Below are 13,692 nucleotides of genomic sequence, written 5' to 3'. Positions count from 1 at the left end.
GCTTTGTGTTTGTTTCGCGACTCTACAATAGCCCCGGAATGACCTACTGCCTACCTGAGAAAATTACGGGGAAATTCAGATCGTCCGTACAGTTGTTGCTACTACCCGTTTTACCCACTTTAACGTGAGAATCTTTCTGTTTTTTAGCCAGTGGCATCCACAGCAGAGGAAAAGCAACTCCTTCTGCCACGATGCTGAGCATCAGCAGATTGAGATGGAGTCGTCCCAGCTTCCAGTTAGTTCTGTCGATTGCCAGTGTCCAGGGGGGCTCAACTCGGCAGAGCACCGCCAGAAATCGTGCGAGCTGATCCAGGTTTAGCTCAAAATCCTTGAGGAATCGCTGAAGCCGTTTGTAAGCAGATTCTGGCTTTGCGTCGGTGGGAAAGATGGGAGCAATCTTGGTGAGGCAGACACTCTGCCTTGCCAAGAGAGCAACGAGGAATGCGGCCAGGCATTTGATTCGTGCCTTGTTGAATCCCAGCGGTAGGAGGGCAGATTCGATAGAATGTAGATCGGGCATTGTGTTTTTGTGGTCTTGAAAGTGTAAGCGACTCTCTGTTACCACGAGGAGGCAATGCCCAACCTCCTGTGAAATCTGCTAGCCCTCGTAAAATTGCAGGGCTAAAATTGTCCTGTACTCAGGGTACTTAGTTTACTCAGCAACAGGTTTGGCCTATACTGCATCGGGACAAGCGTGTTCTCTCAGGAGATAAGTGTATCCTGAAGCAGAGTTGGAATACTCTCTGAATGAGTTAGGCAAGTCTATCCGTGGATAGGCGTATTTAGTGGTTAAGTTGGGCAAACCGGTGGCAGAGTTGGGGAAGGCGACGGTAGGCGTAGGCCGAGGGGGGCTTTTGGATGCTCGCCCGGCGCTGGTTGAGAAAGGATACACGATGATGAGTTCGGTCAAACTACACCTTCAGAACCTCCCGATTGCCGAGAAACTTGCCCTGGCGCGGCGTATTCTCGCTAAAGTTAACGGCAACCCCGACCTACCCCAAACGCAGGCGCTCTTAGCGGAGACAACCGCCCTTGTCGAGGCGCTAGAGGCCGCAGAGACCAAGGCGCAGGGGTCGCGGCAGCAGGCAATTGCGGATACTCTGGCGCGGGATGCACAGGAGAAAGTCGTGGACCGGGGACTGCGGCTCCTGGCGGAGGCGGTGGAGAAGGAGACCGGGGGCGATGCGGCCAAGATCCATGGGGCGGGCAAGAGCGGCTGGCGCATGGGCGGGGTGAGCACAAAGTCGCGCCACGATATTCAGGGGCTGGCCAGCGGGCCGCGCTACCATGTCCGAGTCGCGGCGATTGGGGCCGCCGGACAGAGCCCCTTCAGCGATGCCATCGATAAGATCGCACCTTAGCAAGTAAACAGCACGCCCGCAAGGTCGCCCACGGGCGTGCACGATCATCCTTTTACGGGGGAGTTTAGAGATTATCCCAGGAGTTGTTCGCGTGACCGTAGGGATAGCCCCCCAAACCAAACTGTTTTATCCCTAGGAAACCTTCGGCGGTCGTCCACTTTGCATGTCCATCACAGTAGACAACGCAGGCGCCTTCGTTATGGCGAAAGATCGGTCGGCGCGCCTCATTTGAGGCAGAGTCCACCTCGGAATAGCGAACAGAGCTCATCCCCGCAGGAGTCACTCCGTCCCAAAACCCAGGCGGGGTCACCTGCCAGTCGCTCGGGCCGGTCTGGAGCGCCCCCCAGGAGAGCGGGTTCGTATTTCCGGTGACGGAGTTGTTGCACTGTGCCCCATCGATAATGAGGAATGTCGAGGCAGGGGTGCTGATGGCAGGCAAGGTGACCGCAGGACGGTTCACACGCGGTCCGAGCGCCGATGAGGTATCGAAGTTCGTGAGGTTCTGGTTGATTCCATAGCCGCCTGAGTTGCTTGGGCCAGGGGGCTGAGGGCAGGGAGTTGTTGCCCCCGCACTAAAAACCGTGGTGAAGTTCTTACTAGGACACGATGTGACACCCACATTCTTCAGATACGGGTAGATCGTACGGTACCAGCGCGTAGTGTAGGCATTGCAGCGGTTCACCCCACCGACGACCATTGTCTCATCGTAGTCCTGCGTGTACATAAGAATGCCGAGGCCAAGCTGTTTTGTATTGCTCAAGCAGTTGGTCTGGCGGGCTTTCTCACGCGCTTGGGCAAAGACAGGAAAGAGGATGGCGGCGAGGATCGCGATAATCGCGATCACCACAAGAAGCTCAATGAGCGTAAATGCACGACGATTCATTGTCAAGTTCCTCCAGCGATTTAGGGTTGCAGACCAGCTTCGGAGCTGCACAGGTATCTTACCATAAACACACCTTAGCAAGTAAACAGCCTCTGGGTTATAATCTGGGTCTATGCGACTTGAAGGTAAATCGGCGATTGTGACGGGGGCGGCGCAGGGGCTCGGGGAGGCGCTGGCGCAGCGCTTGGCCGACGAAGGCTGCTCCGTGCTGCTGGCGGACATGAGCGAGGAGAAGGCGCTCGCGGCGGCGGAGAAGATCGGCAAGGGAGCGATCGGGATGCGCGCTGATGTCACCAGCCCCACGGACTGTGACGCGATGGTCGCTCGCGCGGTCGCGGCGTTTGGCAAGTTAGATATTCTGATCGCCAATGCGGGGATTCTGATCGCCGGCGATGTCTGTGAATTCGATCCCGAGAAGTGGCGCAAGGTCATCGATGTGAACTTAAACGGCTACTTTATCTCGGCGCAGGCAGCGTGCAAGCAGATGGCGCAACAGAAATCTGGGTGCATTGTCCAGATCAACTCCAAGTCCGGCAAGAAGGGCAGTTTCCGCAACTCCGCCTACGCCGCCAGCAAGTTTGGGGGAATCGGCCTGACCCAGAGCCTCGCGCTGGACATGGCGCCGCATGGGGTGCGGGTGAACTGTGTCTGCCCCGGAAACCTGCTCGATGGCACCCTCTGGCAGGACTCTCTCTTTGCCCAGTATGCCCAGACCCAGGGCCTCACGATCGAGCAGGTGCGCGCCAAGTACGAGTCGCAGGTGCCGCTGGGCCGTGGGGCGACCTACAACGATATCGCGGGGGTCGTGGTCTTTCTCTGCACCGACGATGCCGGCTACATGACAGGTCAGGCGCTCAATGTGACCGGTGGGCAGGAGATGCGGTGAGAGGGCCCCTGCTCGCGGCGCTCCTCTGCCTGCTTCCCGCGCCGCACCAGACCCTCTGGGAGGGCTCCGAGCCCCGCCCACAAGGCAAGACGCCCCTAGAGAGGCCCCCGCTTGTCTGGCAGATGCGGCCGCGCGGAGGCGCACAGCTCCGACGGATTCAGATGCGGGTCAATGGGACTCCTATCCCTACACGCTACGACAACGACACCCAGAGCATTGTCGGGGAGCCCAGCGAGCCACTGCCCCTCGGGGTGCTAAAAGCAACCTGCGAGGTCTGGCTCTCCAACGACAAGGGGGTCGATATGGAGTGGAGCTTCACCCGTGTCCCCGCGCCGCCCCCCGCGCCCGCACCCGACCAAGCCCAGCAGGAGGCGATCGCGCAGGTGAACCGACTTCGTCGCGCAGCCCTCCTCCCGGACATGCAGGCCCAGCCCGCGCTCTGCCTCGCCGCCGCGCGCCACAGCCGCTACCTGCTCGCCAACAAGCTCGCACTCACCCACGAGCAGACCGAGGGCAAGCCAGAGTTCTACGGCAAAGACCCCGATGCACGCGCCGAGCGCGCCGGTTTCTTTGAGTCCTGCTACGAGGTAATCGCCCAAGCGCCGCAGGCCGCACTCTCCATTCAAAACCTGCTCGATGCACCCTACCACCGCGCGGCCCTCCTCCAGCCGGGAGCATTTGCCGCGGGCGTGGGAATTGCCGGCGACCGGGTGACCTTGCTCTGTGCCCAGAGCCCGATCCATGAGGTGGTCGCCTACCCCGCCGATGGCCAGCTCGATGTCCCCACCGAGTGGCACGACTCCGAGAGCCCCGACCCGCTCCGTGCCTATCCCGAGGCCCCACGCGTGGTCGGCTACCCCGTGACCCTACACCTCTACGGCATCACCGAGAAGCCTGACCTACGCGAGGCAACCCTGACCGGCCCCGATGGCCAGCTCGTGCCGTGCTATGTCAACACGCCCAGCAACGACGATGAGCTCGACGATATGTTGCTATTGATCCCCAAGCAGCCGCTCCTCCCCCTAAGTAGCTACCGCGCGACCCTAGTGGTCAAGGAGGCAGGTGGCCGTGAGCTCACCCGCTCCTGGCAGTTCACGACCGGGAAAGCTCCTGTCACGGTGCCTGTTGCGAAACCGGCTCCTGTGGTCAAGCAACCGCCACCACCACCGGCAAAGAAGAAAAAGAAATGACGATAAAATCTCTCTCCCCACAGCAGTGGAAGTCGGGTATCGCCGCCTGGCTTGGCTGGCTCTTCGATGGGCTGGACATGCACCTCTACACCGTGGTCTCGTCGGCGTTCGTCGCGATTCTACTCCATAGCAACTCGACCACGTCGCCCGATGTCAAGGAAAAGACCGCCTTTATCCAGGCGGCGTTTCTGATTGGCTGGGCGCTGGGCGGGGCGTTCTTTGGGCGCCTCGGGGACGTGATTGGCCGGAGCCGCTCGCTGAGCCTGACCATCCTGACCTACGCCGCCTTCACCGGGCTATCGTCGTTTGCCCAGACCTGGTGGCAGCTGCTGATCTTCCGCTTTATCGCCGCCCTTGGCATCGGCGGCGAGTGGGCGGTCGGCTCCGCGCTCCTCTCCGAGACCTGGCCCAAGAGCTGGCGGGCGTGGATCGCAGCGTGCCTCCAGACCGCGGTCAATATCGGCGTCCTCCTGGCGGTCCTAACCACCTACCTCATGGCGGGCAACGAGCGCTGGGTCTTTCTGGTGGGGATTCTGCCCGCGCTCTTGGTCTTCTGGATCCGCCGCCACGTGCCCGAGACCGACGAGTGGCACGCGGCAAAGGGCTCCGCGGAGCCCCAGCCCGGAATCGCCGATCTCTTCCGCCCGCCCGTGCTCTCCACCACCCTGCGGGTGATCGCGGTCTGTGCGACCTCCCTCACGGCATGGTGGGCGTTTCAGTTCTGGAACCTCCAGCACCTCGGTAGCCTCCCCGAGGTCAAGGCACTGGATAAAGTGGCCGTCGGGCAGCTCAAGAGTGTCACGTTTGGGCTGATTATCGGCATCTCGATCTTTGGCAACTTCTTTGCGGCGTTCCTCGCCCGGAAGGTGGGCTACCGTAAGGCGATTGCGCTGATGTTCCTTGGCTTCTGCCTCGCCAACACCGCCGCGTATATCGTCCCGCGCGACAAGGACCACTTGCTTCCGTTCCTACCGCTGGTCGGGTTCTTCTCCGGGGTCTTTGGGCTCTTTACGATGTACCTGCCGCCGCTCTTCCCGGTCTTGCTCCGCACGACCGGCGCGGGTTTTTGCTACAATATCGGGCGCATCTTCGCCGCAATCGGGACGGTGTTCTTTGTGCTGATCAACCCGGTCGGGGACATGCGAATCTCGCTGGTGTGGCTCAGCCCGCTGTTCTTCCTGGCGATGTGCTTTGCCCTCACCCTCCCCGACCAGCGCGACCAAGCCGAGCCCGCAACCGCCTAGCCTAGCGGCGCTGCTTGGCATTGAGAAGCACGATCGCCTCGGAGATGCGCTTGGTGCGTGTCTCCGGGCGCTTGGCATCGTCGATCCAGCGGACATAGTTCTTGCGGTGGAAGGTTGGGATGGCCTGGAAGTAGGCACACGCCTCCGGGTTGGCGAGGAGAGCCTCGCGAAAGTCGGCGGCCAGGTTATCGAGCTGCGGTCCCTCAGGAGAGAGCTCCACCTCCACCTCGGTCGCCTCGGAGACCACTAGTCCGGCGTCTTTGAGCCAGGTCGGGCCGAGTGGAAGCACGACCCCGTCACGGTCGGCCTTGAGCACCCCACGGATCGTGTGGCCATCGACCGTCCCCGCCACATCGTGCCGCTCTTTCTGGCCCCAGGTATCGTCGGGATCGAAGGGAATGGGCAGCGCGACACTCTTGCCACGGATCGAGAGCTTGGTGGTGTAGCGCTGGAGCGGGGTCGCCTCAATCAGCACCGCATCGGCGGCACTGCGCGCGGCCGCCTCTTCGGTCACCGTGATAAAACCGTCGCCGTCGGTGTCCATCTTGTCGAACGCGGGACGGAGGATCTCAGGGATCTCGTCGCGGCTTAGCTTACCGTCGTTGTTGGTATCAAGGGCTTTAAACAGCGCATGGGGCTCGGGTTCAGACATGGTACTAGGATAATACCAGACTTAGATCGGTGCGCCGATGGAGACTTCCCCGTACAGGGCAGGAGCGGCTCCGTCGCAGTGGTGCTCAAAGGTGGCGTAGAGGCGCTCAATCGTGGTGCCGGTTCCGCGCGTGAGCTCGTGGATCACGAAACGTCCCGTCACTCTGTTGCAGCCGCTTCCATCCCCAACGACACTGAGGCCCGGATGCCCGTCGGTCTGAAAGGGCCAGCGCTCGGCGCCTTCGTAGGTTCCGACAGTAAGCGCCTGCCCTTTGGGGGCCATGAACGTCATGTCCCAGAAAAAGTAGTCCTCCCCGGACTGACTGAGGAAGACCCGTATGGTCGAGCCGTCCGTGCTTGCGATTGCCCACCACGTCCCCTGCGTGCGCTCGAACCGCCGGCTCACCCCCTTCCCGATATAGTCTCCGGTCTCGCTCGTGTAGGAGAAGTAGGTCGCTCTTGGCGTGGGAGTGGGAGTGGGTAATGGGCTAGGCGTCGGCGTGGGCGAGGGCGAGGGTGTCGGAGTTGGGGTTGGCATGGGTACCGCCGTTCCCCCACAGCCTCCTGAGATACCCAGTGTGAGCAAGAGCAACGCCTGCCGTCGATCAAGTCGCGACATAGACAAGCTCTCCTCGCAGGGCGTGCGGGTTGGTCTCACAGTAGTGCTCGAAGCCAGCCACCAGCCGCCGGAGTGTTGTGCCGTCGCGTTCGAGCTCGTAGAGCGTCAGCTTCCCCGATGCCGACTCACACCCGAAGGGACCTCGAATGACGATCAGCCCCGCCTTGGTGGCGTCCGCGAACCGCCCGATCTCATAGGTTCGTCCCACGACAAAGTCCTCTCCATTGGGCGGCGTGAGGGTGAAGCTCCAGAGGGTTCCGACCAGCTCGTTGGCAGGGGTCACTTCCAACAAGTCCACCGTAATGCGTCCCGGCACCACAGTGGGCGGGGTCGTCGTCACTTGCCAGCGAATTCCGTCTTGCCGCAGTGTCTCCGACTTGCCCGCCCCGAGTGTCTCTCCTGGCTCACTGGTGTAGGTGAGCTTCGTGGGGAGGGCGCTGCTCTCCCCACCGCCGCCACAACCGGCCAGCCACCCCGAGGCTAGTGCCGCCTGTAAAAGAAACCGCCGCCGTGACCGGGGGAGTGGGCGCTGTTCTTGTAACTTGGGTTCTGTCATTGTCTACTTCCCGTAGGAGATCTCCCCCCGCAGGGCAGGGATCCCTCCTTCACAGTGTTGCTCAAAGGTTAGGTGCAGGCGCTCCACCTCATTGGTGGCACTCAGGACATACTCAGGCACGACAAAACGTCCCGTGAGGGAGTTGCACCCGCGTGAGCTGGCGGAGATATCCATTCCCGAGTGTAAGCATACCACCTCCCGAAAATGAGAGGCAAGTTACCAACGTGGTAGGTCATTTACGAAATTGGGGAGCGGCTTACCGTGTTTTGGGAGTCACTTACCGACCGTGAAAGAAGGATTATTGTGTAGGTTCAGGACACGAGTAACCGTTGCCTCGGCAACTTTCTTATTGCCTTCCATGAAAAAACCTTTTACACCGACTTGGATACGGGCGCGGTGAATCTCCGCACGGCGCTCCGGGATCAATGCCCACATGGTGGCTCGCCCCTCCCAAGGAACAGGCTGCCCATCGGCGACGAGCGCACCGTCTTCGTCGATAAACTCAGGGTGGATCATGTAGAGTTCCTTTGGCGTCTCGGCGTAGGCCCAGTCGCCCCGGTAGTGCTGCCACGGCGGGCCACTGTATCTACCTCCCTCCTCAGGTGTAAAGAAGCGGTAGTGAACCTCAAAATCGGGAGGGTGCCCCCGCGTTTTTTCGTAGCTCATTCTTGGAAAATCTCCGTATACCTACGCGCCCCTCAAGGAGCTGTACTCGCAGAACCCAATCGAACAAACTGAACTTGGGTCGTCCCGGTCTGTGCAAGCTGGGAACCATCGGGCGAGAATACCAAAGACTCGTAACTACTAAGATTAACTAGCTCTCGTCGCTGTTGGGTCTTTGGGTTGTAGGCAACTACCGACACGATCATATCCTTTGGCTCGACATAGGGCTCGATATAGACAAGCTCGCCGCTGGGTCGCCACGTGAATACGGTGGGCAGCTGTGAGTACGTCTTGAGGAGGTTCACACGCGTCCCATCCGGGCCGCGCACCAAAAAATTCCAGTTCGCGTTCGAGGTTTCGGATTCCGGCTCCCAGGAGGCGGACCAGTGCCCATCGGGGGAGTCGCGGCGAAGCGTTTCTTCCTGCACTTCCCCCGTGCCCACGAGCTCCTGGGTAACCCTCCCTTCAAGATCCACAACATGGTCGTGGTGTCGGTGAGCGATCCCTTTTAGCGTGTAAGGATTCTTGAAGTAGTCATCCGCGACATGGTAGGCGATAGAGCGGCTATCGGGCGAGAAACGTGCGGAGCGACACCGCGTGCCGTTTTCGTTTTTGTAGAGCAGCCGCTCCACCCGCCCTGTCGCAGCCGAGACCAGTACGACCGAGTACTCAGTCGATGCGCTCCGGTACTGCTCTGCGACAATCCAGCGGCCATCGGGCGACCAGCTCAGGGGGGCCACGGAATCTCCCAAACACCGAACATAGTCCAGCGCCAGCTTGGTCACGGACACCACGGTCAGGACACCAAAGACTGCCAGTCCTGTACGGAGCTGTCTCGGGGACGTGGGCGTCCTAGCCACCGAACGAAACCTCGCCGCGAAGGGCGGGGACACTCCCATCACAGTGCTGCTCAAAGGTGAGCAAGAGCCGCTGGACGGAGCCGTCGCCCCCTAGCACGAGCTCCTTGATCTCAAAGCGCCCACTGACCGTATTGCAGCTTCGTGCGTTGCCATTGACCGCCATTCCGGGATGCCCGGGGCTCTGGAACTGCCAGCGCTCCGCGGATTCGTAGGCCCCAATGCCCAGCGACTGGCTGGTGGAGACACCAAAAAACAGGAGCCAGGAGAGCCAGTAGAACGCGGGGTCTGCTGGCTGGAGCTGCACCTGAAGGTAGGTCCCGGAGCCATCGGTGGTGTACCGAGCGGAAAAGCGGGAGTCCGTGGACGTAATACGCCGTGTCGCTCCTTGTCCGATAAAATCGCCGGGATCACTCACGTAGGAAAAGTACGCACTCCCTGCTGCGGGTGTTGGAGTAGGCGTGGGAGTTGGGGACGGCGTGGGGGTGGGTGTAGGACTCGGGGTAGGCGTAGGCGTCGCAAGGGGAGTTGGGGTGGGAGCGGGTGTCGCCGTGGGTGAGGGCGACGGGGTCGGGGAAGTCCCCTCCCCCGCCCCACTACTTCCGCCACACCCCGCCACGAGAGCTCCGGCGAAGAGAGATAGCACACGGCGACGATCAAGAGTAAACTGCGTGTTCGACATCCCTTAGATTATACAGACAACCCTCCCTGAAAACCCCTTGGTCGTCACGCTCTCCCCAGCACGGGTGAGAGTGGCGGTGAGGGCGGGGGCACCATCGTGGTTGGGGACGGTGACCGCGACGCTCTGGCCGTCGTGGAGGCCGTAGGCGTGGAGCGTGAGGCCATCGAGCCAGTTGCCGTCGGGGCGCGTGACATCGGCGGAGAGCGCGAGGACGGCGCCTTCTCGGACGTAGAGCGGGAGCGAGAAGAAGTCGTGGGTCTCGCGGTACCAGCGGCCGCCCGGCTTTTGCTCACCGGTGAAGAAGTTGGTCCAGGTGCCATCGGGGAGGTAGAAATCCACCACATTATCGGCGCGGAAGACCGGCGCGACCAGTAGCGAATCTCCGAGCATGTACTGGCGGTCCAGCGTCTCACACGCGGGATCGTCGGGGAACTCCAGCACCATCGCGCGCATCAGCGGCAGGCCGGTCTGGGTCGCCTCGACTGCCTTCTGGAAGAGATAGGGCATCAGCTGGCACTTCAGGCGGGTGAAGTGGCGGCAGACATCCACCGCTTCGTCGTCGAAGAGCCACGGGACGCGGTAGCTGGAGCTCCCGTGCAGGCGGCTGTGCGACGACAAGAGCCCGAAGGCGAGCCAGCGCTTGTAGACCTCGGTGGGAGGCTTGCCCTCGAAGCCGCCGATATCGTGGCTCCAGAACCCAAAGCCCGAGAGCCCAAGCGAGAGGCCGCCGCGCAGGCTCTCGGCCATGGACTCAAAGCTGGAGAAGCAGTCGCCGCCCCAGTGGACGGGAAACTGCTGGCAGCCGGCGGTGGCGGAGCGGGCAAAGAGCGCCGCCTCGCCCTTGGCCTCTTGCAACGCGTCAAAGGTGACTTTGTTGTAGAGATACGGGTAGAAGTTGTGCATCTTCTGCGGGTCGGAGCCATCGAACCAGACGACATCGTCGGTGGGGATGCGCTCGCCAAAGTCGGTCTTGAAGCTATCCACCCCCATCGCCGCCAGCCGCTTCAGGTGCGCCGCGAACCAGTCACACGCCGCGGGGTTGGTGAAGTCCACGATCCCCATCCCCGGCTGCCACAGGTCCCACTGCCACACCGAGCCGTCGGTGCGCTTGAGCAGGAAGCCCTTCTCCTTCGCCTCGGCAAAGAGCGGCGAGCGCTGCGCGATATAGGAGTTGATCCAGACACAGACCTTCAGGCCGCGCTCGTGCAGGCGTTGTAGCATCGCCTCGGGGTCCGGGAAGACGGCGGGGTCCCACTCAAAGTCGCACCAGCGGAAGCCGCGCATCCAGAAGCAGTCGAAGTGAAACACCGAGAGCGGCAAGTCACGCTCCGCCATGCCATCGAGGAAGCTATTGACGGTTGCTTCGTCGTAGCTGGTCGTAAAGCTGGTCGTCAGCCAGAGCCCAAAGGTCCAGGCCGGCGGGAGTGCGGCTCGGCCGGTGAGCGCGGTGTACTTTCCCAGAATCTCCTTGGGAGTGGGGCCGTAGATCACGAAGTACTCGAGGGACTCACCGGGGACACTGAACTGCACCCGCGAGACTTTCTCGCTCGCCACCTCGAAGCTCACCCGCTCCGGCTGGTTCACAAAGACCCCGTAGCCACGGTTGGTCAGATAAAACGGGACATTCTTGTACGCCTGATCGCTGCCCGTGCCGCCGTCCTGGTTCCACATCTCGACCACCTGGCCGTTCTTCACAAACCCCGTGAAGCGCTCCCCCAGCCCATAGACACACTCCCCAACTCCCAGCGAGAGCTGCTCGTGCACAAAGCTCGGCACGGCACCGTTCTCGGTCTTGACATAGCCCATCCCCCGCGCCGGGCTCTTGGTGACCAGCTTGCCCTCGGCCCAGAACTCCAGGCTCCAGTTCTTGCGATCTATCTTCGCCGTGAGCTTGCCGCTCGCAAGGTGCGCCGTTGTGTCATCAGCGCTCAAGCGCGGCGCAGACAGTGTCGTCATCAGGGGAAAGCTCGGGCCGGCGTCGTGGCCACCCGTAAAGTGCGCGACCCGCACCCGGATCACATCGTCCAGCGGCGACGAGAGCTGCACGGTGAGCACCGGCCCTTCCAGCGTATCGCCCCGGTGGCGAATGTGTCGTGTGGGGACATAGAGCTCCAGCGTCTCGCCGTGAATCTCGGCCTCGTAGGCCTCTGCCGGGTAGTGGGCCTTGACGCCCGGCTGCATCATCCAGTTACCGTCGGTGAACTTCATGCGGCTAGTTTACAGCCAAAAAACTAAGTTTTCCGCCCCTATCGCCGCGATGGAAATCATCGAGCAAGCCAGCACGGTAAACGTGCGCACCCAAAGGGTACCCGGGGGCGTCGTGCCGCCGCCGCCTCGCTTCGCTCGGAACAAGCCTGTACCGACGAGGAACGAGGAGGCGGCCGAAGGCCCTATAGCCCGACGATCTCCGTCTGGGCCAAAAGCGCCCCTACCGCCACTCCAACTGCAAGAGCGAGACGCCGCGACGGGGGAGGGTGAAGGGAAGCGTGACGCGGCCCGCTTCGATAGTGATGCTTGCCGGTGGCGCGAGCTGCTCCAGCGTACTGGCGGCTTCGAGCTGGGCATATTGCGCTGGTGTCGGTGTGGCGGGCGAGCCGAGCTTTTGCCAGGCGGTGAAGACATTGCTATGAGTCTCGTCGATGCGCCAGTGGGTCAGCTTGGCCGCGCCCCGAGCCTTGGGTAGGTTTTCCAGCGTCAGCGCGATCTCGGCGTCCGGGCCGGGGAGCTCGTCGTCGTGGTAGTGCCAGACTAGCACCCAGGCTTTCTTGCCAGCGAGGGCGGCTTGTGCGGCGATATCTGGGGAAGCGCTTCGCACGCCATCGCGCATCATCGCATCCAACGTGAGGCCCGCGGAGCTCTGGGTCGCGAGGCGCTCGCCGTCCATCTTACCGAGCATCCGAAAGACATTGAGCACGGGCAGCGGCAATCCCCCCGTGGCAAGCTGGCGGAAACCGGCAAAGAGCGGCTGGTTCTCAAACGTGAAGGCCCAGGTCAGTGCGCCCGTGAGGTTCACCCCATGCCGGTCGGCCAGCTCGTGCTTGCGCGCAAAGACCGCGGCGGTGTAGCTGGAGAACATGGTCGAGTTGCGGTAGCCCAGCTGCGGCCCCTGGCACGCCGCGCAGCCATCGGGGTCGGACTCCCCAATCACAATCGGCTTGTCTTTTAGCTCAGGGTACGACGCGATAATCTTGAAGCCCGCGTCGATCGTGCGGAGCTGGGCCGCGATCCCCATACGGACATGACCGTCCACAAAGGTCGGCGCGCCCTTGGCATGGAAGCTCACAAAGTCCAGCGGGGAGCCCGTCTTGAGGCAGTGGGTGAAGAAGTCCCGCTGGAACTGCCCCCCATCCCCCGCCACGTCTGAGCCGCCGACACGCGCTGTGGGCAATGCTCGGCGCACGGCGGCAATCGCAACCGTGTGGAGCCTGCGAAACTCCTCGGGCGTGCCGCGCCAGTAGCCGATATTGGCCTCATTCCAGACCTCCCACCACCAGCTCTCGACTTCTGCCTTGCCGTACTTCTTGACACAGTGGGCGGTCCACTGGTAGACCAGCTCCCCCCACTTATCCCAGTCCTTGGGCGGGTAGGCCCAGCCGGTGTAGATCTCGTCGTACTTGGCTTTGGGGGTCCAGGCGTGCTGGTAGGGCTCGGGCTTCACCGAGAGCGCCTTGGGCATGAACCCGATCTGGACATAGGGTCTCACCCCGTTTTTCAGATACGCATCGAAGATACGATCCACAATCGTCCAGTCGTAGACCGGGTTGCCTTGCGCGTCCTCGGTGTAGGCGTTGGTGCTCCCCCACTTCAGCGCGGGGGTGCCGTCGCCGGTGCAGAGCAGGCTATGGGCCCGGAAGTAGACCTGCGGCTTGCCCAGCTTGCCCAGCTCTTTGAGCAGCTTCTTGCCGTCCTTCATGTAGGCGTAGTTGGGCTCATCCGCCCCAAAAAAGCGCCAGATCGGCTTGAGGGGGCCAAGTTTCTTAGCCGCGTCTACGGTGATCGTCACGTTCATGGTTTTGGTAGTTCTTGCAGGCCCGGGCAACGTAGTCGCCCGGACAACGAGTGTCCGGGCTTAAAAGGGCAACGGGCACCTGCGTGCCCAA

At 61.9% G+C, this 13,692-nt stretch carries 15 protein-coding genes; 4 read left to right on the top strand and 11 right to left on the bottom strand.

Annotated features, from left to right (window positions below; all coding sequences use genetic code 11):
• Window positions 1-43 precede the first annotated feature (43 nt).
• The gene (locus HNQ39_RS27115) at window positions 44-520 is read right to left on the bottom strand and encodes a hypothetical protein (RefSeq protein ID WP_184203729.1); all 477 of its coding nucleotides are present in this window, start codon (window positions 518-520) and stop codon (window positions 44-46) included.
• A gap of 373 nt (window positions 521-893) precedes the next feature.
• On the opposite strand from HNQ39_RS27115, the gene HNQ39_RS27110 reads away from it, so the two are divergent.
• The gene (locus HNQ39_RS27110; protein ID WP_184203728.1) at window positions 894-1,361 is read left to right on the top strand and encodes a fibronectin type III domain-containing protein; all 468 of its coding nucleotides are present in this window, start codon (window positions 894-896) and stop codon (window positions 1,359-1,361) included.
• A gap of 64 nt (window positions 1,362-1,425) precedes the next feature.
• Here the strand turns inward: HNQ39_RS27110 and HNQ39_RS29710 are convergent, their stop codons facing one another.
• A complete protein-coding gene (locus HNQ39_RS29710) occupies window positions 1,426-2,244 on the bottom strand; it encodes a DUF1559 family PulG-like putative transporter (RefSeq protein ID WP_221290385.1) in 819 nt (272 codons plus the stop codon).
• 112 nt (window positions 2,245-2,356) lie between these two features.
• On the opposite strand from HNQ39_RS29710, the gene srlD reads away from it, so the two are divergent.
• The 3 genes from srlD to HNQ39_RS27090 are packed head-to-tail and all read left to right on the top strand — an operon-like array spanning window position 2,357 to window position 5,564.
• Complete coding sequence (srlD, locus tag HNQ39_RS27100) at window positions 2,357-3,130, top strand: sorbitol-6-phosphate dehydrogenase (RefSeq protein WP_184203727.1); 774 nt, start codon at window positions 2,357-2,359, stop codon at window positions 3,128-3,130.
• Window positions 3,127-4,320, top strand: a complete 1,194-nt coding sequence (locus HNQ39_RS30125; protein ID WP_184203726.1) for a CAP domain-containing protein — start codon at window positions 3,127-3,129, stop codon at window positions 4,318-4,320. Before srlD ends, HNQ39_RS30125 begins: the two co-directional genes overlap by 4 nt.
• The gene (locus tag HNQ39_RS27090; RefSeq protein ID WP_184203725.1) at window positions 4,317-5,564 is read left to right on the top strand and encodes an MFS transporter; all 1,248 of its coding nucleotides are present in this window, start codon (window positions 4,317-4,319) and stop codon (window positions 5,562-5,564) included. Before HNQ39_RS30125 ends, HNQ39_RS27090 begins: the two co-directional genes overlap by 4 nt.
• A gap of 1 nt (window position 5,565) precedes the next feature.
• Here HNQ39_RS27090 and HNQ39_RS27085 read toward each other — a convergent pair whose 3' ends face one another.
• The 9 genes from HNQ39_RS27085 to HNQ39_RS27045 all read right to left on the bottom strand — a co-directional run bounded on the left by HNQ39_RS27085 (window position 5,566) and on the right by HNQ39_RS27045 (window position 13,601).
• Window positions 5,566-6,216, bottom strand: a complete 651-nt coding sequence (locus tag HNQ39_RS27085; protein ID WP_184203724.1) for a YdeI/OmpD-associated family protein — start codon at window positions 6,214-6,216, stop codon at window positions 5,566-5,568.
• A 21-nt stretch (window positions 6,217-6,237) separates the two neighbouring features.
• Window positions 6,238-6,834: a hypothetical protein gene (locus tag HNQ39_RS27080; protein WP_184203723.1), complete on the bottom strand. Its 597-nt coding sequence runs from the start codon at window positions 6,832-6,834 to the stop codon at window positions 6,238-6,240.
• On the bottom strand, window positions 6,821-7,390 hold the full coding sequence (locus HNQ39_RS27075) for a hypothetical protein (RefSeq protein ID WP_184203722.1): 570 nt from the start codon (window positions 7,388-7,390) through the stop codon (window positions 6,821-6,823). The genes HNQ39_RS27080 and HNQ39_RS27075 overlap by 14 nt, the downstream gene beginning before the upstream one ends.
• Window positions 7,391-7,393: 3 nt before the next feature.
• Window positions 7,394-7,564 carry a hypothetical protein gene (locus HNQ39_RS27070; RefSeq protein WP_184203721.1) on the bottom strand — a complete coding sequence of 57 codons (171 nt, stop codon included), beginning with the start codon at window positions 7,562-7,564 and terminating at the stop codon, window positions 7,394-7,396.
• A gap of 99 nt (window positions 7,565-7,663) precedes the next feature.
• The gene (locus HNQ39_RS27065; protein ID WP_184203720.1) at window positions 7,664-8,056 is read right to left on the bottom strand and encodes a hypothetical protein; all 393 of its coding nucleotides are present in this window, start codon (window positions 8,054-8,056) and stop codon (window positions 7,664-7,666) included.
• A gap of 32 nt (window positions 8,057-8,088) precedes the next feature.
• A complete protein-coding gene (locus HNQ39_RS27060) occupies window positions 8,089-8,913 on the bottom strand; it encodes a TolB-like translocation protein (protein ID WP_184203719.1) in 825 nt (274 codons plus the stop codon).
• A complete protein-coding gene (locus HNQ39_RS27055; RefSeq protein WP_184203718.1) occupies window positions 8,906-9,592 on the bottom strand; it encodes a hypothetical protein in 687 nt (228 codons plus the stop codon). Before HNQ39_RS27055 ends, HNQ39_RS27060 begins: the two co-directional genes overlap by 8 nt.
• Window positions 9,593-9,595: 3 nt before the next feature.
• Window positions 9,596-11,800 carry an alpha-xylosidase gene (yicI, locus tag HNQ39_RS27050; protein WP_184203717.1) on the bottom strand — a complete coding sequence of 735 codons (2,205 nt, stop codon included), beginning with the start codon at window positions 11,798-11,800 and terminating at the stop codon, window positions 9,596-9,598.
• Window positions 11,801-12,020: 220 nt separating this feature from the next.
• Window positions 12,021-13,601: a GH39 family glycosyl hydrolase gene (locus tag HNQ39_RS27045; protein ID WP_184203716.1), complete on the bottom strand. Its 1,581-nt coding sequence runs from the start codon at window positions 13,599-13,601 to the stop codon at window positions 12,021-12,023.
• Between the last annotated feature and the right edge of the window lie 91 nt (window positions 13,602-13,692).

Source organism: Armatimonas rosea, assembly GCF_014202505.1.
Lineage (GTDB): Bacteria > Armatimonadota > Armatimonadia > Armatimonadales > Armatimonadaceae > Armatimonas > Armatimonas rosea.
This window is presented reverse-complemented; position numbering and strand designations above follow the sequence as displayed.